This window comes from Pseudarthrobacter siccitolerans (genome assembly GCF_001046895.1).
In the GTDB taxonomy this organism is placed as follows: Bacteria; Actinomycetota; Actinomycetes; order Actinomycetales; family Micrococcaceae; genus Arthrobacter; species Arthrobacter siccitolerans.
This window is the reverse complement of the sequence record NZ_CAQI01000035.1, coordinates 76,763-101,155: the sequence shown is the minus strand read 5'-3', so window position 1 is coordinate 101,155 and position 24,393 is coordinate 76,763. Positions and strand designations below refer to the sequence as shown.

General features: G+C 67.1%; 18 protein-coding genes. 5 read left to right on the top strand and 13 right to left on the bottom strand.

Features of this window, described 5'->3' with window-relative positions; genetic code table 11:
• Position 1: 1 nt before the first annotated feature.
• Complete coding sequence (locus ARTSIC4J27_RS06385) at positions 2-820, bottom strand: shikimate 5-dehydrogenase (protein WP_268794384.1); 819 nt, start codon at positions 818-820, stop codon at positions 2-4.
• 19 nt (positions 821-839) lie between these two features.
• Entirely contained in the window at positions 840-2,285 is a 1,446-nt protein-coding gene (locus ARTSIC4J27_RS06380; protein ID WP_050054376.1) for a glycoside hydrolase family 3 N-terminal domain-containing protein, read from the bottom strand.
• A 400-nt stretch (positions 2,286-2,685) separates the two neighbouring features.
• Between ARTSIC4J27_RS06380 and ARTSIC4J27_RS06370 the strand changes: the two genes are divergently transcribed.
• On the top strand, positions 2,686-3,837 hold the full coding sequence (locus tag ARTSIC4J27_RS06370) for a glutamate--cysteine ligase (protein WP_050054374.1): 1,152 nt from the start codon (positions 2,686-2,688) through the stop codon (positions 3,835-3,837).
• Between the two features lie 340 nt (positions 3,838-4,177).
• Here the strand turns inward: ARTSIC4J27_RS06370 and tsaD are convergent, their stop codons facing one another.
• The 6 genes from tsaD to ARTSIC4J27_RS06340 are packed head-to-tail and all read right to left on the bottom strand — an operon-like array spanning position 4,178 to position 9,439.
• Positions 4,178-5,266 (bottom strand): tRNA (adenosine(37)-N6)-threonylcarbamoyltransferase complex transferase subunit TsaD, encoded by a 1,089-nt coding sequence (gene tsaD, locus ARTSIC4J27_RS06365; protein ID WP_050054373.1) that lies wholly within the window; start codon positions 5,264-5,266, stop codon positions 4,178-4,180.
• Positions 5,263-5,808: a ribosomal protein S18-alanine N-acetyltransferase gene (rimI, locus tag ARTSIC4J27_RS06360; RefSeq protein ID WP_407681120.1), complete on the bottom strand. Its 546-nt coding sequence runs from the start codon at positions 5,806-5,808 to the stop codon at positions 5,263-5,265. Before rimI ends, tsaD begins: the two co-directional genes overlap by 4 nt.
• Positions 5,805-6,476, bottom strand: coding sequence for a tRNA (adenosine(37)-N6)-threonylcarbamoyltransferase complex dimerization subunit type 1 TsaB (tsaB, locus tag ARTSIC4J27_RS06355; protein ID WP_050054371.1), 672 nt, complete (start codon positions 6,474-6,476; stop codon positions 5,805-5,807). Before tsaB ends, rimI begins: the two co-directional genes overlap by 4 nt.
• On the bottom strand, positions 6,476-7,096 hold the full coding sequence (gene tsaE, locus ARTSIC4J27_RS06350; protein WP_050054370.1) for a tRNA (adenosine(37)-N6)-threonylcarbamoyltransferase complex ATPase subunit type 1 TsaE: 621 nt from the start codon (positions 7,094-7,096) through the stop codon (positions 6,476-6,478). Before tsaE ends, tsaB begins: the two co-directional genes overlap by 1 nt.
• Positions 7,093-8,310 carry an alanine racemase gene (gene alr / locus ARTSIC4J27_RS06345; RefSeq protein WP_050054369.1) on the bottom strand — a complete coding sequence of 406 codons (1,218 nt, stop codon included), beginning with the start codon at positions 8,308-8,310 and terminating at the stop codon, positions 7,093-7,095. The genes tsaE and alr overlap by 4 nt, the downstream gene beginning before the upstream one ends.
• A gap of 37 nt (positions 8,311-8,347) precedes the next feature.
• The gene (locus tag ARTSIC4J27_RS06340) at positions 8,348-9,439 is read right to left on the bottom strand and encodes a carbohydrate kinase family protein (protein WP_050054368.1); all 1,092 of its coding nucleotides are present in this window, start codon (positions 9,437-9,439) and stop codon (positions 8,348-8,350) included.
• A gap of 81 nt (positions 9,440-9,520) precedes the next feature.
• Here ARTSIC4J27_RS06340 and ARTSIC4J27_RS06335 point away from each other — a divergent pair, with 81 nt between their 5' ends.
• From ARTSIC4J27_RS06335 to ARTSIC4J27_RS23470, 4 genes are all read left to right on the top strand, one after another.
• Positions 9,521-10,939 carry a 6-phospho-beta-glucosidase gene (locus ARTSIC4J27_RS06335; protein WP_050054367.1) on the top strand — a complete coding sequence of 473 codons (1,419 nt, stop codon included), beginning with the start codon at positions 9,521-9,523 and terminating at the stop codon, positions 10,937-10,939.
• A 77-nt stretch (positions 10,940-11,016) separates the two neighbouring features.
• Positions 11,017-12,282 (top strand): D-inositol-3-phosphate glycosyltransferase, encoded by a 1,266-nt coding sequence (mshA, locus tag ARTSIC4J27_RS06330; RefSeq protein WP_050054366.1) that lies wholly within the window; start codon positions 11,017-11,019, stop codon positions 12,280-12,282.
• A 91-nt stretch (positions 12,283-12,373) separates the two neighbouring features.
• Complete coding sequence (locus ARTSIC4J27_RS06325; RefSeq protein ID WP_152683796.1) at positions 12,374-14,050, top strand: formate--tetrahydrofolate ligase; 1,677 nt, start codon at positions 12,374-12,376, stop codon at positions 14,048-14,050.
• A 673-nt stretch (positions 14,051-14,723) separates the two neighbouring features.
• Positions 14,724-15,314: a hypothetical protein gene (locus ARTSIC4J27_RS23470; protein WP_327077638.1), complete on the top strand. Its 591-nt coding sequence runs from the start codon at positions 14,724-14,726 to the stop codon at positions 15,312-15,314.
• A 337-nt stretch (positions 15,315-15,651) separates the two neighbouring features.
• On the opposite strand, the gene ARTSIC4J27_RS06315 is transcribed toward ARTSIC4J27_RS23470, so the two are convergent.
• From ARTSIC4J27_RS06315 to glgX, 5 genes are all read right to left on the bottom strand, one after another.
• Positions 15,652-16,737: an inositol-3-phosphate synthase gene (locus ARTSIC4J27_RS06315; protein ID WP_050054363.1), complete on the bottom strand. Its 1,086-nt coding sequence runs from the start codon at positions 16,735-16,737 to the stop codon at positions 15,652-15,654.
• Between the two features lie 162 nt (positions 16,738-16,899).
• On the bottom strand, positions 16,900-17,940 hold the full coding sequence (gene mgrA / locus ARTSIC4J27_RS06310) for an L-glyceraldehyde 3-phosphate reductase (RefSeq protein ID WP_050054362.1): 1,041 nt from the start codon (positions 17,938-17,940) through the stop codon (positions 16,900-16,902).
• Between the two features lie 105 nt (positions 17,941-18,045).
• Entirely contained in the window at positions 18,046-19,815 is a 1,770-nt protein-coding gene (gene treZ / locus ARTSIC4J27_RS06305) for a malto-oligosyltrehalose trehalohydrolase (protein ID WP_050054361.1), read from the bottom strand.
• Positions 19,812-22,139 (bottom strand): malto-oligosyltrehalose synthase, encoded by a 2,328-nt coding sequence (gene treY / locus ARTSIC4J27_RS06300; protein ID WP_050054360.1) that lies wholly within the window; start codon positions 22,137-22,139, stop codon positions 19,812-19,814. The genes treZ and treY overlap by 4 nt, the downstream gene beginning before the upstream one ends.
• Positions 22,136-24,391 (bottom strand): glycogen debranching protein GlgX, encoded by a 2,256-nt coding sequence (gene glgX, locus ARTSIC4J27_RS06295; RefSeq protein ID WP_050054359.1) that lies wholly within the window; start codon positions 24,389-24,391, stop codon positions 22,136-22,138. The genes treY and glgX overlap by 4 nt, the downstream gene beginning before the upstream one ends.
• Positions 24,392-24,393 lie beyond the last annotated feature (2 nt).

Here is a 24,393-nt window from a genome sequence, read left to right as displayed (position 1 = left end):
CCTACTGGGCGCGCATGAACTCCTCGGCCGCGCGGACCTGTTCCGGAGTGGGACGGACGCCGGTGTAGAGCACAAACTGTTCCAGCGCCTGGATGGTGGCGACTTCCGCTCCGGTGATCACCGGCTTTCCGGCGGCGCGTGCGGCCTTGATCAGCGGGGTTTCGGCGGGCAGTGCCACCACATCGAAGACCATGCGGGCAGCATCGATTGTTTCCTGCGGGAAGGCGAGGGTGTCCGCGTCGGGTCCGCCGGCCATGCCGATGGGGGTGACGTTGATGATCAGGTCCGCCGTCCCGCCGTCGAGCTCAGGGCGCCACTGGAACCCGTACTGGCCGGCGAGCGCCCGGCCCGTGGTTTCGTTCCGGGCGAGGACGGTAACGTCGGTGAACCCCGCGTCCCGGAGCGCGGCCACGGTGGCTTTGGCCATGCCGCCCGCGCCCTGGACCAGCACCGAGTAGCTGGTGGGGACCTCGTTGGATGCGAGCAGCTGTTCGATCGCGGTGTAGTCCGTGTTGTAGGCCTTGAGATGCCCGTCCGTGTTCACAATGGTGTTGACGGAGTCGATGGCCTTGGCGGAGGGGTCCATCTCGTCAACGAGGGCGATCACGTCTTCCTTGTACGGCATGGACACGGCGCACCCGCGGATGCCCAGCCCGCGCACCCCGGCAATCGCCTGTTCCAGGTTGGTGGGGGCGAACGCCTTGTAGATCCAGTTCAGGTCCAGCTGCTCGTAGAGGTGGTTGTGGAACCGGGTCCCGTTGTTGCTGGGCCGGGCCGAGAGCGAGATGCAGAGGGTCATGTCTTTATTCAGAATGGGCACCTGACCATTAAACGCGTTCTTACGGGCAGCCGGTGCCGGCCGGGAAGCTTCCGACGGCGGCAGGAAGTTTCCCGGGGGCGGTGGCCTTCCCGGCGAGGACGGCAGCGAGGGCGTCGAAAGCGGCCTGGCTGCGGCCGTAGAGGGCCACCTTGACCGGCGCGGTGGCGTCCTGCAGCGGCCACGGTGCGTCGAGGGCGACGGCGATATCCCCTCCGGCATGGCGTCCGCCGATCCCGATCAGGCTCACCACCGGCCCGGACCCGACAGCCAGCCCGGCACCGGCAGCAGCAGCCGAGAACCGTTCCCTGTCCGCCGGGCTGCCGCCTGCCACCTGCACAGCACCGGGGGCCAAGGCGCCGGAGCATTGGCCGGTCAGCACTGTCACTGCGGCAGCCGAAACCCTGGCAGAAAGCGGAGTTCCGCTCCCGGCGGGCAGGCCCGCCGGCGCACTTGTCGCGGCCGCCGTCCGGGCATGCCAGGTCATCATTGTTGCCACCCGCAGGGCCGCTTCATCGAGCCGGGCGGCGGGGAGGGCGCCGGAGGCGACGGCGCCAACAATGGCAGCGTGCGCCTGCCAGACATCCGCAGGCATCAGCAGGAGGTCGGCACCCGCCGCCAGGGCCTTCACGGCGGCGGATCCTGGTGGGTACTGTTTGCTCACCGCTCCCATATTCAGCGCATCAGTCACGGCCACGCCCTTGAAACCCAGCCCCCGCAGTGCGGCATATGTTGGGGCGGAGAGCGACGCCGGCACCCCGGGTTCCAGGGCAGGCACGGCGATGTGCCCGGTCATCACCATGGGCGCTTCCGCCGCGATGGCGGCCTGGAAGGGCTTCCAGTCGCGCTGCTGAAGTTCGGCCACGGTGGCCGGCTGCAAGGGAAGGTCCAGGTGCGAATCAGCCGTGACCGACCCGTGCCCGGGGAAATGCTTGATGGTGGGCAGGACGCCGGCGGCCAGCATGCCCTGGGAGAAGGCCACACTCAGGCCGGCGGTTGCGCCCGGATCACCGGACATGGAGCGGGCGCCGATGGTGGGGTCCTTCGGGCCGATGGTCACGTCGGCGTCCGGCGCGAAATCCGTGTTGAAGCCCAGCGGCACCAGTTCGCCGGCCAGTCCCTGCCCCGCTTCCCGCGCAAGGGGGCCGCTGCCGGCAGCGCCGTAGCTCATGGGAGCGGGCCATTCCGTCAGCGGGGCGCCGAGGCGTGCCACGATCCCGCCTTCCTGGTCCACGCCGATAATCCCGGGCCACGGCCTGCCGTCCGCCCTCGTGGCCTGGGCCAGCCGCTGGTTGATCGCGGTCATGGCGGCGAGGTCCACCTTTCCCTGCGGGTCCCGGGGGACGTTGTCGCCCATGATGATGGACCCGGCCAGGTGCAGGCGTTCGACGACGGCGGCATGGGCGGTGGCGTCCGTCCCGGTAAAGAAGGGAAGGAGGACCTGGCCGGCCTTCTGTTCAGGCGACATCGCGGCAACTGCCGCGGCAGCGGCGTCCTGGTCCCGCTGCTGGGGGCCCCACCCCAGGGGCCTCGCGCCGGGGTCCGCCGTGGCAGAAGGTGACGGGGACGCCGTGCGGGGTGCCGGCGTCGTGCGCGGTGTGACGGAAGGGGCCGCGGACCCGGACGGCGCCGCTGAAGACGGTGCCGGCGACGCGGCGGGCGGCGGGGCGGCGGTACAGGAGGCGAGCGCCACCGCAGTGGAGGCTGCAGCCAGGACGGGGAAGGATTTGTGAAAACTGTCACGCAGGTGTTGGAACGGGGCCATCAATACGATGCTACCCCTGCACTAGACTTGAAACACCCGTGCGCCCGCCAGCAGCAGCCTGTCAGCGGCGTGCCCAGCGGCAACCCGGACAGTGAGGATAGGCGTGAAGATTGACTTCGCTTCATCGAGGCAATCGACCCTCGGTGTGGAATGGGAGCTTGCACTGGTGGACGGCCGGACCGGCGAACTCGCCTCCGTGGCCAACGAGGTGCTGCGCGGAGTTGCCTCCCGGCACCCTGAGCTGAACGAGGACGACGAGCACCCGCACATCAAGCAGGAACTGCTGCTGAACACGGTTGAGCTGGTCACGGGCATCTGCGAAACGGCCGCCGACGCCAAGGAGGACCTCAGCCGGTCCCTCGCTGCCGTCCGTGAAATCACCGATCCCATGGGCGTGGAAGTGTTCTGCGCCGGCAGCCACCCCTTCAGCCCGCCGCAGCTGCAGCCGGTGACGGACAAGGCCCGGTACGCCAAACTCATCGACCGCACGCAGTGGTGGGGCCGCCAGATGGTGATCTACGGCGTTCACGTGCATGTGGGGCTGGACCGCCGCGAGAAGGCACTTCCCGTGGTGGACGGACTGGTCAACTACTTCCCGCACTTCCAGGCGCTCTCGGCGTCAAGCCCGTTCTGGGGCGGCGAGGACACCGGCTACGCTTCCCAGCGTGCCCTGATGTTCCAGCAGCTGCCCACCGCCGGCCTGCCCTTCCAGTTCCGCTCCTGGGAAGAATACGAGTCCTATGTGCAGGACATGTTCACCACCGGAGTGATCGACACCCTCTCGGAGATCCGCTGGGATATCCGGCCCGTGCCGAACCTGGGCACCATCGAAATGCGCATCTGCGACGGCCTGGCCACGCTCGAGGAGGTGGGAGCCATCGCTGCCCTCACCCAGTGCCTCGTGGACGAGTTCTCCACCACCCTGGACAACGGCGGGACCATTCCCACCATGCCGCCGTGGCACGTCCAGGAGAACAAGTGGCGCGCGGCGCGGTACGGCATGGACGCCATCATCATCCTCGACGCCGCCGGCAAGGAACAGCTGGTCACGGACCACCTGCTGGAAACCCTGAACCGGCTGGAGCCCGTCGCGGCCAAGCTTCGCTGCCAGGATGAGCTGGCCGACGTCGAGAAGATCATCCGCCGCGGCGCCGGGTACCAGCGCCAGCGGCGGGTAGCCGAAGAACACGGCGGCGATCTCCAGGCCGTGGTCCTGGACCTGGTCAAGCAGATGCGGAACGGCCCCACCGCCTGACCTCATGCCCAACGCGCGCTCACTATTGGCCGCCCTCCCACCGACGCGCGCTCACTTACGGTCACCCTTTTACTGATGCGAGCTCACTTGTGGCCGCCCCCACCGACGCCCGCTCACTTACGGCCACCCTTTTACTGATGCGAGCTCACTTGTGGACGCCCTCCCTCGGACGCGAGCGCAGCCATGCTGGGAGGGTGCGGGCCACGACTGAGCGCGGATCGATCAGCAAGCAGCCACGACTGAGCGCGGATCGATCAGCAAGCAGCCACGACTGAGCGCGGATCGATCAGCAAACGGCCAAAAGTGAGCGCGGGTTGACCCTGAACCAAACATAGGGGGTTCAGGCGGGGAGGGATACCGCGGTGACCGGCATGGATGAGTCCGGGGCGAAACCGATTCCGCTCGGTGCCACTCCTGCCATCACCAGCTGGGCGCCCAGTGCGGCCACCATGGCGCCGTTGTCAGTGCAGAGATCCAGCGGCGGCACGTGCAGCCTGATCCCGGCCGAGGCGCAGCGCTGTCCGGTCAGCTCTCGGAGCCTCGAGTTCGCTGCAACGCCGCCGCCGAGCAGCACATCCTTGATGCCTTGCTCCCGGCACGCCAGCACCGCCTTGGAGGAGATCACGTCCACCACCGCTTCCTGGAACGCTGCGGCTATGTCCGCCACCGGGACTTCCTGGCCGCGCGCCTCGAACTGCTCAACGCACCGGGCCACCGCCGTCTTGAGTCCGCTGAAGGACCAGTCGTAACGGTGCGGCCCGGGTTCCTCGGCGGTGCCCATGTACTTGGGCTGGCTGAGGCCGCGGGGGAAGCGGATGGACTTGGGGTTTCCGGTGCGGGCCATCTTGTCGATGGCCGGGCCGCCCGGGTAGCCGAGGCCGAGGATCCGGGCCACCTTGTCGTAGGCTTCGCCGGCAGCGTCGTCAATGGTGGAGCCGAGGAGGACAACGTCATCCGTGATGCTGTTGATCTTCAGGATTTCGGTGTGGCCGCCGGAGACCAGCAGGGCACCGAGGTTTTCAGGCAGCTCCGGCGCCTGCCCGTCCTTGCCGTCCAGCAGGCCCACGCCGACGTGCGCCACGAGGTGGTTGATCGCGTAGAGCGGCTTTCCCGTGGCCACCGCGAGTGCCTTGGCGGCGCAGACCCCCACCATAAGGGCGCCGGCCAGCCCGGGGCCGGACGTTACGGCGATGGCGTCCACCTCGGCCAAGGTGACGCCGGCCTCGGACAGTGCCTGCTCAAGGGTGGGGACGAAGGCATCGAGGTGGGCGCGCGAGGCGATCTCGGGGATCACCCCGCCGAACCGGACGTGCTCGTCCATCGAGGAAGAGACGGTGTTGGTCAGGAGTGTGGTCCCGCGGACAATGCCCACGCCGGTTTCGTCACAGGAGGATTCGATGCCGAGCACCAGGGGCTGGGCGGTGTTCATGGCTGGCCTGCTTCCGTAGATGTCTCGTCTCCCTGGTCTTTGGAGGCTTCCTGGCTGGGATCCTGGCTGCCGGTGAGCTGGAGCCGCATGATGAGCGCGTCCACGCCGTCCCGGTAGTAGCGGGGGCGGACGTGGATCTGTTCGAAGCCGAAGCGCCGGTAGAGCTGCTGCGCACGGGGGTTGTCGGCGCGGACCTCCAGCAGGAGATCCGCCGCGTGCCTGCGGCGGGCCTCCTCGATGAGCCGCGTCAGCAGCGTGGTGCCGATGCCGCGCCCTTCGTATTCGGGCACGACGGCGATGGTCTGGACGTCCGCGATGGGTTCGATGCACATCAGCCCGGCATAGCCCACGATCCCTTCGCTGCCCTCGGCCACCAGGTACCACCGGGTGTCCGGCTGGGCCAGCTCGTCGTAGAACATGTGCAGGGGCCAGGCGTCCACCGGGAAAAGCCGCTGTTCCAGGACGCTGACGGCGATTACGTCGTCAGCGGTCATCCCGCGGACGGTGACACCATGGTTGCTGCTATCCGGGGCGGTGCTCACAGGGCCCGCTTTCGGGGTCCGGGGATCTGGGCGTCCGATTCTCGCAGGTACAGCGGCGTGGAATCCAGGAGTTCACCGCCGGCGGCGAGCCGGGCCAGTGCGAACTGGCCCAGGTACAGGGCGTCCGGCTGTTCATGAGCGAATTCCTGGTCCGCCTTCAGGGCATCTGCGTAGAGCCCTGCGCCGGCACCGTAGGCGGGAAGATCCGGCAGGTCGGCAGCGAAACCGACGTGCGGGCCGTCCTCCAATACCGGCAGCTGGCCTTCGGTGAGGCTGTAACGGGCCCAGTAGACTTCCTTGCGCCGCGCGTCCGTGACCACCAGGAATTCCGGCGCTGCGGTAGTGGATTCGGCAACTTCCAGTGCGACGGCATCCAGGCTCATCATCCCGTACAGGGGTTTGCCCCAGACAAACGACAGGGTCCGCGCGGTAGCGATCCCTGAGCGCAGGCCGGTGAACGGTCCCGGCCCCACACCCACTACCAGGGCATCGATATCGGATCCGCTGACACCGGTTTCAAGCAGCAGCTGCTGGATTTCCGGGGCCAGGACTTCGGCATGGCTCCGGGTGTCCTCCGTGGAGATGCTGGCCACCACGCCTTCCAGGGCGTCGTCCGAAACCAGTGCGGCGCTGGCCACGGCTGAGGTATCGATGGCGAGGATCAGCATCAGGACTTCCCTTCAAAGGCGGCCACCGGTTCGGGAACGGCGGGCCAGCGCGGACCGTAGCCGCGCATCACAATGGTCCGGGGCTCGTCCGTGTCCTCGTTGTCGAAATCAAGCGTCTCGGTGGGTTCGCTTCCGGCGCCACTGGCGGCGCCGGCCCCCAGGCCGATGGCACGGTGCAGGTCGATTTCCAGCCGGCTCTCGCTCAGGTGCTCCACCCGGTCGTAGCCCCATTCGACCACTGTCACGGACGAGTCAAGCGTGTTCTCGAGGTCGATGTCATCAATTTCGGCGGCCGACCCCAGCCGGTACGCGTCCACGTGCACCAGGTCCGGTCCGCCCGGGCGCGGCCCGTCGGCCAGGTTGGGGTGGATGCGGACGAGGACGAACGTCGGGGAAATGACGCCGGAACGGACACCCAGCCCCTCCCCCAGCCCTTGGGTAAAGGTGGTTTTCCCGGCACCCAGCTCGCCGGAAAGCACCAGCAGGTCCCCGGCTTCCAGGACCCCAGCGAGGCGCACGCCGAGGTTGTGGGTCTGTTCCGCCGTCGTCGCCGTTAGCGTTTTCTCCCAGTTGGGCTGCGCTGCGGGAGTGTGCGCCGCTGGCTGGCTGGACGGGCTCATGCGGCACCCTCCCCACTATGACCGCTAAAGGGCTGTTCATTGATGAAGCGGCGCGGAACCCGGGGGCTGATCCGGGTCACGATCTCGTAGTTGATGGTTCCGGCGGCGCGGGCCCAGTCGTCAGCCGTGGGGCCGCCGTCGGCTCCGTCGCCAAAAAGCTGCGCTTCGGCACCCAGCAGGCCTGCACCTGCGGGGCCGACGTCGCCGAGGTCGATCACCATCTGGTCCATGGCGATCCGTCCCACCACGGGGTAGGTCATGCCGGCAACACGGACCGGACCGCCGGTGGCGACGCGCGGAATCCCGTCGGCGTAGCCCAGCGGAATCAGGCCCAGCGTGCTGGGGCCGCTCGTGTGGTACCGGAGGCCGTAGGACACACCCTGTCCGTCCGGGACTTCCTTGCACTGGGACACCACGGTCCGCAAAGTCATGGCGGGGCGTAGTCCCAGCTCGGCGGAGGTCTGGCCGGCAAAGGGCGACAGGCCGTAGATGCCCAGGCCCACCCGCACCAGGTCAAAGTGGGTGTCCGGCCGGGAGAGCGTGGCCGGGGTGTTGGCGAGGTGCCGCACCTCGGGATCCACCCCGGCGTCCTCGGCGACCGCCAGGACTTCCCGGAAGGCGGCGAGCTGCTGGTCAGTCTCCGGCCGCTCCGGCTCATCGGCGACGGCGAGGTGCGAGAAGATCCCCACCACGCGCAGCAGCCCTTGGTCCTGGTACTCCAGGGCCTCGCCCACCAGGTTGTCCCATGTCTCCAGGGTGGCGCCGTTGCGGCCCAGGCCGGTGTCCACTTTCAGGTGGATCCGGGCCGGCCGCTCCTGCTCACGGGCCGCCGCGACAATCCGCTCGAGCTCCCAGCCCGAGCAGCCAATGTCGACGCCGGCAGCCACCGCCGCCCCGAAGTTGCTTTCCGTGGTGTGCAGCCAGGCGAGCAGCGGCGCGTCGATTCCCGCGGCCCGCAGCGCGAGGGCCTCCGAGATGTGCGCGACGCCGAGCCATGCGGCGCCTGCTTCGAGGGCCGCCCGGGCCACCGGGACCGCGCCATGGCCGTAGGCGTCAGCCTTCACCACGGCCATCACCTTCGCCGGCGATGCTGCTGCGGCCAGCCGGCGGACGTTGTGCCGGATGGCCTCAAGGTCGATGACGGCGGACCGTTCGTAGCGGGGGTCCTGTGCCAGGGCAGCGTCGAAATCACCGGTTGCAGCGGGGTAAGTCACCTTAGTGATTCTAGTGCTGGCGCTTCGGCCCGAATAATCAGGCGTCCGAGAGGTGCGCGATGGTGGCTGCGGCCCTGCGCTGGGCAGCGAGCGGAACGTCGTGGACGATCTCGGCCAGGAAGGAGAAGCGCCGCAGCCATTGGCTGGTCTGCCGTTCCGGCCGGGCGTTGGCGCGTTTCCACCAGTCGGCGATGTCGCCCCAGCCGGGTGCGGCCAGCGAGCCGCCCACTTCCTGCACCGCCAGGGAGGCGCAAAGGTTCGCGAAACGCAGCCTGTTTCCCAGCGGCCAGCCCGCCAGGCTCCCGACGATGAACGCGGCGTCGAAACAGTCTCCCGCGCCGGTGGGATCAAATGCCTTGACGGGCAGGGAAGGCACCCACTCCTCCTCCCCTGTTTCCGAATCCACTGCCATGGCACCCTGCGGCCCAAGGGTCACCACGGCCACCGGAACGCGGTCGGCCAGCGCGTACAGGGCAGTCCAGGGATCATCCTTGCCCGTGAACGCCATGGCCTCGCGCTGGTTGGGCAGGAACGCGTGGAAGTACTGGAGGTTCTCCAGCCTGACCGGCGCCCACACACCACTGGGATCCCACCCCACATCGCCGAACAGCTTCACCCCCGCCTGGTGGGCGGCCTTGGCCCACGGCTCCACTTCCAGCCCGACTTCCGCGATGCCGGCGAGCGCGGGCGGCGGGTCGCCGATGAGCTCCGAGGAGGTGATGGGGGCGGCGTGGCCGTGGGTCACCAGCGACCGGTCCTTGTCCACGCACAGCGAGACGGTGACCGGTGAGTGCCAACCCGGGACCTTCTTCGACAGGCTGAGGTCAACGTGCTCCTGGCCGGAGAGGATCTTCCAGTTGAAGTCGCCGTAGCCGTCGTCACCGAACGCCGCCGCAAGACCGGTACGCAAGCCAAGCCGTGCCGCCGCGATGGCCTGGTTGGCCACCCCGCCCGGGCAGCTGCCCATGCCGTCGCTCCAGATTTCCGTGCCGGGTTCCGGTCCGTGGGGCAGGCCGGTGAAGATGATGTCCTGGAACACCGTCCCGGCGAGCAGCACGTCGAATCCGGGGTCCGAGGGCTCCCGGACGGCAGCCAGGGGATCGAACGGGCGTGCTGGAATCGCGTCCATGACCGCACACTACGCCCTGCCATGGACAGGCGGTAGGGGCGGGCATAGGTACTGTGGACAGCCACACCTAGACTGCTGGTTATGCGGCTTCTGATTGTGGGTGGCGGGGGTTTCCGGGTTCCGTTGATCTACCGCGCGCTGGCCTCAGGCCCGTTCTCCGGCATGGTGACCGAACTGGTGCTGTATGACGTGGATCTTTCCCGCATTGCCGCGGTGACGGCGGTCCTGCGCAGCATGCCTGCCCCTTCCGTCCCGCTGCCAATCCATCCCACCACTAACCTTCCCGAGGCGCTGACGGGTACGCAGACGGTGTTCGCGGCCATCCGCCCCGGCGGCACCGCCGGCCGGGTGGCGGATGAGACGGTGGCCCAGGACCTGGGTGTGCTGGGCCAGGAAACCACCGGAGCGGGCGGCATCTCGTACGCCCTGCGGACCATCCCGCACATGCTGGACCTGGCACGCCTCATGAAGGAGCACTGCCCCGAGGCGTGGCTCATCAACTTCACCAACCCCGCCGGGATGGTCACCGAGGCGCTCCTGCCGGTGCTCGGCCGGCGAGTCATCGGAATCTGCGATTCCGCGGGAGGCCTGGTGCACCGCGCGGCGCGGGCTGCCGGGGTCAGGCTGCCGGAGGGAAGGCTCGACGGCGTGGGCTACTACGGGCTGAACCACTTGGGCTGGCTCTACCGGCTGGAGTCCGGGGGACGTGACGTGCTGCCTGCGCTGCTGTCAGACCCGGGTGCCCTTCAGTCCTTTGAAGAGGGCAGGCTTTTTCCGCAACAGTTCCTGGCCAGCCTGGGCGCCCTCCCCAACGAGTACCTCTATTACTACTACGAGCAGGACAAGGCCCGCGACGCGATGGGGGCCATGGCGCAGACCCGCGGTGAGAGCATCCACAGCCAGCAACGGGAGCTTTACCCCCGGCTGGCGGCAGCAGGTTCCGGTGCATTCGGTTTGTGGGAGGACGCCCGGCGCTCCCGCGAGGAAGGCTACCTGGCCGAAGCCCGCGGAAAGGACGAGCACCGGGACGAGGACGACCTGGCGGGCGGCGGCTACGAGCGGGTGGCATTGGCGGCCATGCGGGCGCTGTCCGGTTCCGGGACGGCTCAGCTGATCCTCAACACCCGCAACACCGTGCAGCCAACTGCGGCAAGCCCCGCTCCCCGGCCGGCCACGGCTGGGGCGACCACCCCGGAAGCGGCCATTCCCGGGCTGCCGCCTGACGCGGTCGTCGAAGTTCCCTGCACGGTGACGGCCGGCGGCGCGCTGCCGCTGCCCCAGGAGGCTCCCCCCGCGGAGCGGCTCACCCTGCTGCAGCAGGTGAAGGAGGTGGAGCGGCTGACGGTGCGGGCGGCGGTGGAGGGCGACCGGGACGCGGCGGTCCAGGCCTTCGCCCGGCACCCTCTGGTGGGGTCCGGGGAACTTGGTGCGGCCCTGTTGGCAGGCTACGAGGAGGCCTTTCCGGCGCTCGGGAAGATGTGTCGCGGCAGTAGGCGTTGACACAGGAGTAGTGTTTTATCGAATGCCAGCATTGATCCGGCGCGCCACATCTGCGCCGGCGGCCGGAAGGAGGTCCCGTGGCGCCTGTCCGCAGGGTGGCGTTACTGTCCCTCCACACCTCCCCCATGGAGCAGCCCGGTTCCGGCGATGCCGGCGGCATGAACGTCTACATCCGTGAATTGGCCTCCGCGTTGGCCGAGGCCGGAGTGGAAGTGGAGATTTTCACGCGTTCCACCTCGGCCAGCCAGCCCGCCGTCGAGCACCCAGACCCCGGCGTCTGTGTCCACAACGTCTTGGCCGGGCCGCCGAAGAAGATCCCCAAGGAAGAACTGCCCGGCCTCCTGCACCACATGGTGGAAGAGATCGAACAGATCCGGGGCCGCCAGCCGCATGGGCATTACGACGTGATCCACTCCCACTACTGGGTATCCGGGATTGCCGGCCTGGAGCTTTCCGAGCTGTGGGGTGTGCCGCTGGTCCACACCATGCACACCATGGCCAAGGTCAAGAACCTCCTGCTTCAGTCCGGTGAGCAGCCGGAGCCGCGCCGCCGCGAGCTGGGTGAGCACCGGATTGTTGACGGCGCCGCGCGGCTGATTGCCAACACCAGTGCAGAGGCCGCCGAGCTGGTTTCCCATTACGGAGCATCGTACGAACGGATCGATATCGCCCCGCCCGGGGTGGACCTGAGTACCTTCACTCCTGCCTTCCGGGCACGGTCCAGGACTGAGCGCGGTATCAGCCCGGACACTTTCCACCTGGTTTTCGCAGGGCGGATCCAGCGGCTTAAAGGGCCGCAGGTCCTGGTGAAGGCAGCGGCGCTGCTGCGCAGCCGGCGCCCGGACATCGACCTCCGGCTCACCATCCTGGGCTCGCTGAGCGGGAACAAGGAATTCAACCTGCGGTGCCTGGTCGCGGAGGCTGGAATGGACGACGTCGTCACGCAGCTTCCGCCGGTCAAGGCACTTGAGCTTGCGGCCTGGTTCCGTTCGGCCGACGTGGTGGTGATGCCCTCCTACAGCGAGTCCTTCGGACTGGTGGCGCTTGAGGCGCAGGCCTGCGGCACGCCCGTGGTGGCCACCCGGGTGGGCGGGCTGTCGCGGGCCATCTTCCACGGCCGGACCGGGCTGCTGGTGGACGGCCACCACGCCGCGGACTGGGCGGATGCGCTGGAGGCGTTGTACGACGATCCCGTGACCCGGGAGGACATGGGAAGGGCCGCAGCCATCCGGGCCCAGAACTCAGGATGGCAGCGCACCGCCGCCATTACGCTCGAAAGCTACCATGCCGCCGTCGACAATTTTGTGCGGCCGCATCTGGCAACTGCCCTTCCAACCCCCTGAACCTACCCTCCTGGATCTGCTGTCCAGCCCGTCCGCAGCTGTTAGCTTAGGGGCAGGTGTCCGGTGCCGGCCGGTGCAGGAAAGGACAATGATGTCTGGTCTTCCAACTGATCTTGAGATAGCCAGGGCTGCCCGGATCCGGCCCATTGACGAGATTGCCGCTGCCGCAGGGATCAATCCCGAAGCCCTGGAGCGCTACGGGCGGTACAAGGCCAAGATTGACCCGGCGGCCCTGTTGGCGTCTGCGCCGCACGGGAAAGTGGTACTGGTCTCGGCCATGTCCCCCACCCCCGCCGGCGAGGGAAAGTCCACTACCACCGTAGGGCTCGGCGATTCCCTGGCCCGGGCGGGGCACCGGGTGATGATCGCCCTCCGGGAGCCGTCGCTGGGCCCGGTCCTGGGGATGAAGGGCGGCGCCACGGGCGGCGGGTATTCGCAGGTGCTGCCGATGGACGAAATCAACCTGCACTTCACCGGCGACTTCCATGCCATTACATCGGCCAACAACGCCCTGATGGCGCTGGTGGACAACCATATCTTCCAGGGCAACGAACTGAACATCGATCCCCGGCGGATGACCTTCAAACGGGTCCTGGACATGAACGACAGGGCCCTGCGGGAAGTGGTGATCGGCCTGGGCGGGCCGGCGCAGGGTGTCCCCCGCCAGGACGGTTTCGACATCACGGTGGCGTCCGAGATCATGGCGGTTTTTTGCCTCTCCACGGACCTGGCCGATCTCCGCGGGCGCCTGGGCCGGATCACGTTCGGCTACACGTATGACCGCTCCCCCGTCACCGTGGCCGACCTCGGGGTGCAGGGTGCGCTGACCCTTCTCCTCAAGGAGGCCATCAAACCCAACCTGGTGCAGACCATCGCCGGGACGCCGGCCTTGGTCCACGGCGGCCCCTTCGCCAACATCGCCCACGGCTGCAACTCGCTGATCGCCACCCAGATGGCCCGCCGGCTGGCGGACATTGTTGTGACGGAAGCCGGTTTTGGTGCCGACCTGGGCGCCGAGAAGTTTATGAATATCAAGGCGCGGTCCGGTGGCCTGGCCCCGTCAGCGGTGGTGGTGGTGGCGACAGTGCGGGCCCTGAAAATGCAGGGCGGGGTGGCGAAAGACCAGCTCATCGTCCCCGACGCGGCGGCGTTGGAGGCAGGGGTGGAAAACCTGCGCCGGCATGTGCGGAACGTGGAAAAGTTCGGCGTGACGCCGGTGGTTGCCATCAACAGGTTCTCCTCCGATTCTGCCGACGAGCTCGAGTGGTTGCTGGCGTGGTGCGCGGCCGAGGGGGTACAGGCCGCCGTCGCCGATGTTTGGGGGCGCGGCGGCGGGGGCGATGGCGGTGACGACCTCGCTGCCCTCGTGGCCAAGGTGGTGGCCGGACCGAACAGCTTCCGGCACCTGTACGCTCTGGAGCTGCCTGTGGAGGAGAAGATCCGGACCATCGCGCAGGAGATCTACGGGGCGGACGGGGTCGAGTTTTCCGTGCCCGCCCTGAAGCGGCTGGCCGATATCAAGCGGAATGGCTGGTCCAATTTGCCGGTGTGCATGGCGAAGACCCAATACTCCTTCACCGACGACGCCTCCCGCCTGGGCGCACCCAAGGGCTTCACTATCCACGTGCGCGACCTTCTGCCCAAGACCGGTGCCGGGTTTATCGTGGCGCTGACCGGAGCAGTGATGACTATGCCCGGCCTGCCCGCCGCCCCGGCGGCGATGCGCATGGACGTTGACGACGCCGGCAATCCGGTAGGCCTCACCTAAGCCCTCCCCACCCGCGCTCACCAACGGCCGCCTCCTCCCCCACCCGCGCTCACCAACGGCCGCCTCCTCCCCCACCCGCGCTCACCAACGGCCGCCTCCTCCCCCACCCGCGCTCACCAACGGCCGCCTCCTCCCCCACCCGCGCTCACCAACGGCCGCCTCCTCCCCCACCCGCGCTCACCAACGGCCGCCTCCTCCCCCACCCGCGCTCACTTGGTTTCTGTCCCTTCCCACGATGCTGAACGAAGGGACGAGCAGCTTGTGGATAACTCGGAGGCCATGTCCGTGGCATAGATAAGAATGCAGTATGAAAACCCTCCATCCCCTACCGATCCAACTGGCCACCAAACCGTTCACTGTCGAAAGAGCACGAAGCGCAGGCCTTAACCGTGGCCGTCTCCGTCGCGCCGATGTGGCTCATGTTGGCCGAGGCCTCTACCGCCCATCCACATGGGACTTTGACCTTGAGGATGCCGCCCGCGCGTTGTCAGAAGCAACGCCAGGGGCTTGGATTTCCCATGTCACGGCAGCACGTTTGCGGAATTCGTGCCTGCCGGCGTGGCTTTCCGACTCCACAGAACTCCATCTCAGCAAGCCCAAGGCTCTTCCCGGGGCACGCCGGAAAGGCATCCGCGGGCACAGGGTCCTCGTTGGCCCTGGTGAGGTGGAGTTTGTGGATGGCATTTGGCTCAGCACGCGGGAGCGTACCTGGCTGGACATGGCGAGGCTGCTGCCCCTGAAAGATCTGGTGGCCATGGGCGACGAACTCATCAGGATTCCCCGGCCCGGCCTGGAAGGGAGAGAGCACCCGTACGCGAGCGTGGACCACCTGCGCAGCATCATCAACCGGCACCCAAACCTCCAAGGCGTGGTCCGCGCCAGGCAAGCCTTGGACCTGATGCGTGTGGGAGCTGACTCCGCTCCCGAAACCTTCCTCCGCTTGGCCATGCTGGATGCCGGCCTTCCAGAGCCGGAGCTTCAACTGAGCCTCCGCCTTGGTGACGCGCGGTCGCCGTCGGCGGATCTCGGCTTCCGCTTGCGGCGGGTTGCCGTCCAGTACGACGGCGGGCATCACCTGCAGGAGCCCCAGCAGCTAAGCGATCGGCGCCGGGACAAAGCGTTCGAAGCGGCGGGATGGTCCGTCATCATCCTCGACAAGACGGACCTGGACGACGATTTCGCGACGGCCCTCGGAAGAATAAAGCGAGCGCTAAGGGGCTCTGCCGTGGACCCGGCTGCTGCATCAGGTTTCGTGACGGCCTAAGTCAGCTGGGAAGTTTTTCCGGAACGTCGGCACCCAACTGCCCGCCGCCGTCGCGCTTACTACCGGCAGGTTGAGCTCCCGTATAGGATCCCTGCCCTCCACGAACCAGGGATAAATACATTGCCGCCACGCTCAGCATATGCATTCCCAACTGATGCTCAGGCTGCTGGCCTTGGCCCAAGCCAGCCATGCCATCCGGCGGCTGCACCCCCGGGAATAGCCCCTTAAACGCCGAACGCCTCCCCGCATGAAACGGAGAAGCGTTCGGGGGAACCCGGCCACAAGTGCGCCCGCGTCCCCAGGGAGGCGGCCACAAGTGAGCGCGCGTACGAGGGGGTTAGCGGTCGAGGTCTCCGCGGATGAAGGCTTCCACCTTTTCGCGGGCGAGGTCGTCGTTGAACTGCTCAGGCGGGGACTTCATGAAGTAGCTCGATGCCGAGAGCAGCGGGCCGCCGATGCCGCGGTCCAGGCCGATCTTCGCGGCGCGGATGGCGTCGATGATCACACCGGCCGAGTTGGGCGAATCCCAGACTTCGAGCTTGTACTCGAGCGATACGGGAGCGTCGCCGAAGTTGCGGCCCTCGAGGCGGACGAAGGCCCACTTGCGGTCATCGAGCCACTGGACGTAATCGGACGGGCCGATGTGGACGTCCTTGGCAGCCAGTTCGGCCTCGACGTTGGACGTGACGGCCTGGGTCTTGGAGATCTTCTTGGACTCCAGGCGGTCGCGCTCCAGCATGTTCTTGAAGTCCATGTTGCCGCCGACGTTCAGCTGGTACGTCCGGTCCAGGGTGACACCGCGGTCTTCGAACAGCTTGGCCATCACACGGTGGGTGATGGTGGCGCCGATCTGGCTCTTGATGTCGTCACCGACGATCGGCACGCCTGCGGCGGTGAACTTGTCCGCCCATTCCTTGGTGCCGGCGATGAACACGGGCAGGGCGTTGACGAACGCAACGCCGGCGTCGATGGCGCACTGGGCGTAGAACTCGGCAGCTTCCTGCGAACCGACGGGCAGGTAGCAGACCATAACGTCAACGGCGGCGTCCTTGAGTGCCTGGACCACGTCCACGGGCTCTTCGGTGGACTGCTCGATGGTCTCGAGGTAGTACTTGCCGAGGCCGTCGAGGGTGTGGCCGCGCTGGACGGTGACACCGGTGGGCGGCACTTCGGCGATCTTGATGGTGTTGTTTTCGCTTGCCAGGATGGCATCGGCAAGGTCAACGCCGACCTTCTTGCCGTCAACATCAAACGCGGCGACGAACTCGACATCACCCACGTGGTACTGGCCGAACTCAACGTGCATCAGGCCCGGAATCGTGGCCTTGGGGTCAGCGTCCTTGTAGTAGTGGACGCCCTGGACCAGCGAAGCGGCGCAGTTTCCTACGCCGACGATTGCAACACGAATCGGATGTGAAGACACGGAACTCCTTTAGGACAAACGTCAGCCGGCCGGTTTCGGCTTCGAGGGAAGTACGACGTCGGCCGGCAGGCTTGGCGCCGCGCGGCGCCTTTCAATAGTACCCAACAGAGTGGGACGGGGGCTTGTTCCCGCGTCCCACCTTTTGGAATGGCAGGGTGGATATCAGACCGGCTGTTTCCAGAGGTTGATGTCCGATTCCACGGCAAACTCGTCAATGGCAGTCAACTCGTCGGCAGTGAATTCTAGGTTGTTGATGGCGGACAGGGTGTCCTCCAGCTGTGCAACACTGGACGCGCCAACCAGTGCCGAGGTCACCGGCGAGCCCTTCGGCTGGTCCCGCAGGATCCAGGCGATGGCCATCTGCGCCAGCGTCTGGCCACGGCCCTCGGCGATAGCGTGCAGGCCGCGGATCCGCTCAAGCTTCTCGTCCGTGATGGAGTCCTCGGACAGGAATCGGGCCTTGGCGGCGCGCGAGTCGGCAGGAATACCGTTGAGGTAGCGGTTGGTGAGCATGCCCTGGGCCAGCGGCGAGAAGGCGATGGACCCCGCCCCCACCTGGTCCAATGCCTCGTACAGGTTGGGACTGCCGTTCTCGGTCCACCGGTTAAGCATGGAGTAGCTGGGCTGGTGGATCAGCAGCGGCGTCCCGAGTTCCTTCAGGATCCGGGCGGCCTCGAGGGTCTGCTCCGGGGTGTAGGAGGAGATGCCCGCGTAGAGCGCCTTGCCGGACCGCACGGCGTAATCGAGGGCACCCATGGTCTCTTCCAGCGGGGTTTCGGGATCAGGACGGTGGCTGTAGAAAATGTCCACGTAGTCCAGGCCCATGCGCTGCAGCGACTGGTCCAGGCTGGAGATCAGGTACTTGCGGGAGCCCCATTCGCCGTACGGGCCGGGCCACATGTAGTAACCGGCCTTGGTGGAGATGACCAGCTCGTCGCGGTACGGCTTGAAGTCGTCCTGAAGGTGCCGGCCGAAGTTGGTTTCGGCGGAGCCGTCCGGCGGGCCGTAGTTGTTGGCGAGGTCGAAGTGGTTGACGCCCAGGTCGAAAGCGCGCCGCAGGATGGCCCGCTGTTCGTCAAAGCGCTTGTCGTCGCCGAAGTTGTGCCAGAGGCCCAGGGAGATCGCCGGGAGTTTCAGGCCGCTGCGGCCCACCCGGCGGTAGGGCATGGATTCGTAGCGGTCTTCCGCCGCGGAATAAGTCATACGTTCCATCCTGCCAGTTTGTGACCGGCGCTACAGAGGGTGGCCGGAAAAGTTACGCCGCGGGCAGACAGCGGGTCAGCATGCGGCGTAACTCTCCAGCAGGAATCAGGATTTCAGGATTGCTGCGCTCCACGGGGCCAGGGCGAGGGCTTCTCCGTCAAGGCCGGTTCCCTCATCCGTCGCCAGCAGGACTGACCCCGAAACGTCGTCCAGCCGCAGCTTGGCGTCGGAGAAGTTCAGCAGCACCTCGATGCTGCCGCGCCGGAACCGCAGCCAGCCCGCGTCGTCGTCGAACGTCACGTCCGTCTCCCCGAAGCCAAGACCGGCCAGTTCCGGATGCTCCCGACGCAGCGCCGTGAGCGCACGGTAAAGCTCCAGGAGGCGAGCATGGTCCCCGCCCGTGGCTTCGTTCCAGTCCAGCTTGGACCGGCGGAAGGTTTCCGGATCCTGGGGATCGGGCACGACGGCGGGATCCCACCCCATGCGCTCGAACTCCTTGATGCGGCCTTCCGCGGTGGCCTTGCCCAGCTCCGGTTCCGGGTGCGAGGTGAAGAACTGCCAGGGCGTGCTCGCGGCGAACTCCTCGCCCATAAACAGCATGGGCGTGAAAGGAGACGTCAGCGTCAGCACGGCGGCCACGGCCAGCTGCCCGTAGGACAGCGACTGCGAGAGCCGGTCCCCGGTGGCCCGGTTGCCGATCTGGTCGTGGTTCTGGTTGCAGACCACCAAAGCAGCGGGGTGGGCCAAGGCCGCATTGATAGGCCTGCCGTGGTGCCGGCCGCGGAAGCTGGAGTAGCTGCCGTCATGCAGGAACCCGTCCTTCAGGACCTTGGCCAGGACCGCCAGGGACTGGAAATCCCCGTAGTACCCCGTGGTCTCACCGCTGACATTGACGTGCACGGCGTGGTGGAAATCGTCGCTCCACTGTCCATCCAGGCCGTAGCCGTTGGCGTCGCGCGGGTAGATCAGGCGCGGGTTATTCAGGTCCGACTCCGCGATCAGGGTCTTGGGCAGCCCGGTTTCCGCCGAGATGGCGTCGCCCAGGGCACCGAATTCCTCCAGGATGTGCACGGCCCGCTCATCGCGCAGCGCGTGCACGGCATCCAGCCGGAGCCCGTCCACGTGGTAGTCCCGGAGCCACAGGGCAAGGTTGTCCAGGATGTACTCCCGCACCACGTCCGAGCCGGGGCCGTCCAGGTTCACGGAGTCGCCCCAGGTGTTGGCGTCCCCCTGCTTCAGGTACGGGCCGAATTTCGGCAGGTAGTTTCCGCTGGGGCCGAGGTGGTTGTACACCACGTCCTGGATGACGCCGAGGCCCGCTGCGTGGGCTGCGTCCACGAACCGCTGGTAGGCCTCCGGCCCGCCGTACCCCTCGTGGACTGCGTACCACTGCACTCCGTCGTAGCCCCAGTTGTGGGTTCCGTTAAAGCCATTGACGGGCAGCAGCTCCACGAAGTCGACGCCCAGGTCCACCAGGTAGCCGAGCTTTCCCGCGGCGGCGTCCAGGGTGCCTTCGGGCGTGAACGTGCCCACATGCAGCTCGTAGATGACCGAGCCCTGCAGGTCCTTGCCCCTCCAGCCAGCGTCCTGCCAGCTGTAGGCGGCCGGGTCAAAGGTGCGGGACAGCTCGTGGACACCGGCGGGCAGCCGCCGTGACCGCGGATCGGGCAACGGGTGGCCGTCCCCGTCCAGCAGGTAACCGTAGTCCACCTCGCCCTCACCCGGGGCGTCCGGCGCTGTCCACCAGCCTTCAGACCCGGGCGCCGTCTCCTTCTTCAGCATCGGATACTGCCGGCCGTTCGCCTGCAGGATCACCGAGTGGGCCTCCGGGGCCCAGACGTCGAAACGTCCGGGCCCGGTGTTGACGAGGGTCATGCCTGTTCTCCATCCGCCGGTACCAGCAAAGCCACCGGGTAGGTACCCAGGACTTCTGCCACGGAAACGCTGCCAGCACCGTAGGCGGTGCCGGTGAGCTCGTCACGCATGGCAGTGGAAAGTTCGACGGCGGTGTCCCGCCATCCGCCGCCGGCCGCCAGTCCTGCGGGCAGCCGGGTGGCCAGCGTCAGCGCTCCCGGAGCATCCGGTGCGCCGCGGTGGAACGCGAGCAGGTGCCCGGCCGCCGCTCCGGTCGCAGCCACAGGCGTGTAGCCCTGGAAGAGCTCCGGCCGGTCGCGGCGCAGCCGGAGTGCGCGGGAGGTGACCAGGAGCTTGCTGGCTTCCGTTCCCGCCTCAGGCAACTGGCCGCCGTCGAGCTTTGCCAGCTCCTGCTGCCGCACCGCGAAGTCCACGGGCCGCCGGTTGTCCGGGTCGGTCAGCGAGCGTTCCCAGAATTCGCTGCCCTGGTACACGTCCGGGACGCCGGGCATGGTCAGCTGGACCAGCTTGGCGGATACGGAGTTGGACGCGGCGTAAGAATCGATGCGTGCAACGAAGTCCTCCACCACCTGGTTGACGCGCGGCTCGTCGAACACCGCATCTACAGCGGCCTTGACGCTGGACTCGAATTCCTCGTCGGGGTCCGTCCACTTGGTGGAATTGCCTGCTTCCCGGGCAGCCTTTTCGGCGTAGCCCTGGAGCCGCTCCCTGCTGGCCGGCCATGCCCCCACAATTGCCTGCCACAGCAGGTTTTCGTACGGGCCGTCCGGAATCGGCGCGAGCTCGCGGAGCGTGTTCAGGGTGGCCGCCCACTCCCGGGGCAGTTCGGCGATGACCGAAATCCGCGCCCTGGCGTCCTCGCTGCGCTTGGTGTCGTGCGTGGACAACGTGGTCATGGAGAGCGGAAGGTGTTCCTGCCTGCGCAGCATCCGCTGGTGGAACTCCTCGGTGGACACGGAGAATTCGGTGGGTTCAGCGCCTACCTCTGTGAGTGTGCCCAGCCGGGTGTAGCGGTAGAAGGCGGTGTCCTCCACACCCTTGGCCATAACCATTCCCGAGGTCTGCTGGAACCGGACCGCGATGGGGTTGGCCGGGTCCAGGAGCAACGGCAGCAGCGTTCCCACCGCAACCTCCAGCTCGGGCCGGTAGGCCGCGGCGGACTCGCAGGCTTCCTTGAGGATTTCGGCCCCCGTGGGCAGGTAGCTCCGGTAGACCGGGAAGGCGGCGATGATTTCGGCAAGGGCATCGGCCGCCTGTTCCACCGGGAGCCCGTGGGACTCCGGCACCAGACGGGCCAGCCGCAGCACCTCGGACCGGAGGATGCCGTCGGCGATCATCCGTTTTGTCCCACGGATCATCTCCGCATAGTCGGCGGGGGCAGCAGATTCCCGGAGCTTCGCATCAAGCTCGTTGAGCGGCTGTTCCCCCGCAGGGTCAACAAAAACCCGGTCCACATCAGCCAGGGCGTCGTACCCCGTGGTTCCTTCAGTGGCGAAGTCCTGCGGCAGGGTTTCGCCGGGTTCCAGGATCTTCTCCACCAGGATGTAGGCTCCGCCGCTGAGGTCCTTCAGCCAGCGCAGGTAGCCTGCAGGATCGGCCAGGCCGTCCGGGTGGTCCACGCGCAGACCGTCCACCAGCCCCTCCCGGAACCAGCGGCCCACCTCGGCATGGGCTTCCTCGAACACGCGCGGGGTCTCCACCCGGATCCCTGCGAGCGTGGTGACAGCGAAGAAGCGCCGGTAGTTCAGCTCGGCGTCCGCCCGGCGCCAGCCGATCAGCTCGTAGTGCTGGCGGCTGTGCACCTCCTGGGCAGTGTCGCCGTCGGCATAGGTGCCTTCGGCGATCGGGAAGCGGTGGTCGTAGTAGCGGAGCTCGCCGTCCTTGATTTCCAGCTTGTCCAGGTCCTCGTCCGAACCCAGCATGGGCAGCCGGATCTTCCCGCCGGCAAGGTCCCACTCGACGTCGAACGCCTCCGCATAGGGTGAGCCCTGCCCTTCCTTCAGCAGGGACCACCACCAGGGGTTCTGCGCCGGAGTCGCGACGCCTACATGGTTGGGCACGATGTCCACCAGGACACCCATGCCGTGCTCACGGGCCGCTTTGGACAGGGCGAGCAACCCTTCAGGGCCGCCGCGCTCCGGATCCACGGCGGAAGGATCGGTCACGTCATAGCCGTGGTCCGAACCCTGCTCCGCAGTAAGGATGGGCGACAGATAGACCCAGTCCACACCCAGCGATTTCAGGTACGGAACACGCTCCGCAGCGTCGAACAGAGTGAAGCTGCGGCGGATCTGCAGGCGGTAGGTGGAGGCGGGGACCCTCACTTGTCCCCTACTTTCCGCGAGCCCACCTTCGTGGTTTTCCCTGGCTCGGCCACCATGGGCGTGCTGATGGATTCAGTCTCGCTGGTGGAAGTCTGGGTCAGCGCAGCCAAGGATGCCGCGACCGAGTGGTCCGGCTCAACTTCCTCGACGGTGTGGGCGCGCAAGACCACCAGTGACTTGGCCTCCACGGGCAGCGGCTGTCCGGCGTTGACCGGCTCGGTGTCCGCGTTTTGCCCGGCGGTGTCGATGATGATGTCCCAGGCGGGCGCGTACTCGTCCGAGGGCAGGGTGAACTTGACGGTGTCGTCGTGCGCGTTGAAGTACAGCAGGAAGTTGACGTCCGTAATCCGCCGTCCGCGCGCGTCCTTGCCCTGGATGCCGTCTCCGTTCAGGAAGACACCCACCGAGCGGCCGAAACCGGCTTCCCAGGCCTCCGGCTTCATGGTCTCGCCGTCGGGATCCAGCCATACGATGTCCGGCAGCCGTTCGCCCTCTCCCCGCAGGACGGGCCGGCCGTCGAAGAACCGGCTGCGGCGGAAGGTGGGGTGCTTGGCGCGGAGGGCGTTCACGGCAGCGGTGAATTCCACCAGGGGCTGGTCGATGCTGTCCCAGTTGATCCAGGTCAGCTCGGAGTCCTGGCAGTAGCCGTTGTTGTTGCCCTGCTGGGTGCGTCCCAGCTCGTCGCCGTGCAGGAGCATGGGCACGCCTTGGGAGAGCAGCAGCGAGGCGATGAAGTTCCGCTGCTGGCGGGCCCGCAGCGACAGCACTTCGGGATCATCCGTGGGGCCCTCAACGCCGCAGTTCCAGGACCGGTTGTGGGACTCGCCGTCGTTGTTGCCCTCGCCGTTGGCGTCGTTGTGCTTCTCGTTGTAGGACACCAGGTCCGCCAGGGTGAAGCCGTCGTGTGCGGTGACGAAGTTGATGGACGCCACGGGGCGGCGGCCGGAGTGCTCGTAGAGGTCCGCCGAACCGGTGATGCGGGAGGCAAATTCGCCCAGGGTGGCGGGCTCGCCGCGCCAGAAGTCGCGGACGGTGTCGCGGTACTTGCCGTTCCATTCCGTCCACTGCGGCGGGAAGTTGCCCACCTGGTAGCCGCCGGGGCCGACGTCCCAGGGCTCGGCGATGAGCTTGACCTGGGAGACCACCGGGTCCTGCTGGATGAGTTCGAAGAAGGTGGACAGCTTGTCCACGTCGTAGAACTCGCGGGCCAGGGTGGAGGCGAGGTCGAAGCGGAAACCGTCAACGTGCATCTCCGACACCCAGTAGCGCAGCGAGTCCATCAGCAGCTGCAGGGAGTGCGGCTGGCGGACGTTCAGCGAGTTGCCGGTGCCGGTGTAGTCCATGTAGTGCTTCTCGTCGCCCTCCATCAACCGGTAGTAGGCGGCGTTGTCGATGCCCTTGAAGGACAGCGTGGGGCCCAGGTGGTTGCCTTCGGCGGTGTGGTTGTACACCACGTCCAGGATGACCTCGATGCCGGCCTTGTGCAGCGAACGGACCATCGCCTTGAAGTCCTGGACCTGCTGGCCGGTATCGCCGGTGGAGCTGTAGGTGTTCTGCGGGGCGAAGAAGCCGATGGTGTTGTAGCCCCAGTAGTTGTTCAGGCCCTTGTCCTGCAGGGTGCCGTCGTTGACGAACTGGTGCACGGGCATAAGTTCGATGGCGGTGACGCCGAGCTTCTGCAGGTGCGAAATGACGGCCGGATGGGCCACGCCGGCATACGTGCCGCGCTGCTCCTCGGGGATTTCCGGGTGCAGCTGGGTCAGGCCCTTGACGTGCGCTTCGTAGATGACCGACTGGTGGTAGGGAATCCGCAGGTTCTGGTCGCCGTCCCAGTCGAAGAACGGGTTGATCACCACACCCATCATCATGTGGCTGGCGGAGTCCTCATTGTTGATGGAATCCGGCTCGCCCAGGTTGTACGTGAACAGCGACGGGTCCCAGTCCACCTGGCCGTGGACGGCCTTGGCGTACGGGTCCAACAAGAGCTTGTTGGGGTTGAAACGGTTCCCTGAGGCGGGATCGTAGGGGCCGTGGACCCGGTAGCCGTACTTCTGGCCGGGCTGGATCTGCGGGATGTAGCAGTGCCAGACGTACCCGTCCACCTCGTCCAAGGGGATACGGGTTTCCTTGCCGTCGTCATCGAAGAGGCAAAGTTCGACTTTTTCTGCTCGTTCGCTGAACAGGGCAAAGTTGGTGCCGGTTCCGTTGTACGTGGCGCCAAGGGGATAAGCCGATCCAGGCCAGACTTCCATAA

What these genes read in the sequence shown, in the direction of transcription:
- ARTSIC4J27_RS06340 (WP_050054368.1), bottom strand. Translation starts at nt 9,439, where the DNA reads ATGGACGCGATTCCAGCACGCCCGTTCGATCCCCTGGCTGCCGTCCGG.
- tsaE (WP_050054370.1), bottom strand. Translation starts at nt 7,096, where the DNA reads ATGAGCCCGTCCAGCCAGCCAGCGGCGCACACTCCCGCAGCGCAGCCC.
- ARTSIC4J27_RS06335 (WP_050054367.1), top strand. Translation starts at nt 9,521, where the DNA reads ATGCGGCTTCTGATTGTGGGTGGCGGGGGTTTCCGGGTTCCGTTGATC.
- tsaB (WP_050054371.1), bottom strand. Translation starts at nt 6,476, where the DNA reads ATGCTGATCCTCGCCATCGATACCTCAGCCGTGGCCAGCGCCGCACTG.
- tsaD (WP_050054373.1), bottom strand. Translation starts at nt 5,266, where the DNA reads ATGAACACCGCCCAGCCCCTGGTGCTCGGCATCGAATCCTCCTGTGAC.
- glgX (WP_050054359.1), bottom strand. Translation starts at nt 24,391, where the DNA reads ATGGAAGTCTGGCCTGGATCGGCTTATCCCCTTGGCGCCACGTACAAC.
- ARTSIC4J27_RS06325 (WP_152683796.1), top strand. Translation starts at nt 12,374, where the DNA reads ATGTCTGGTCTTCCAACTGATCTTGAGATAGCCAGGGCTGCCCGGATC.
- mgrA (WP_050054362.1), bottom strand. Translation starts at nt 17,940, where the DNA reads ATGACTTATTCCGCGGCGGAAGACCGCTACGAATCCATGCCCTACCGC.
- ARTSIC4J27_RS06380 (WP_050054376.1), bottom strand. Translation starts at nt 2,285, where the DNA reads ATGTCGCCTGAACAGAAGGCCGGCCAGGTCCTCCTTCCCTTCTTTACC.
- treZ (WP_050054361.1), bottom strand. Translation starts at nt 19,815, where the DNA reads ATGACCCTCGTCAACACCGGGCCCGGACGTTTCGACGTCTGGGCCCCG.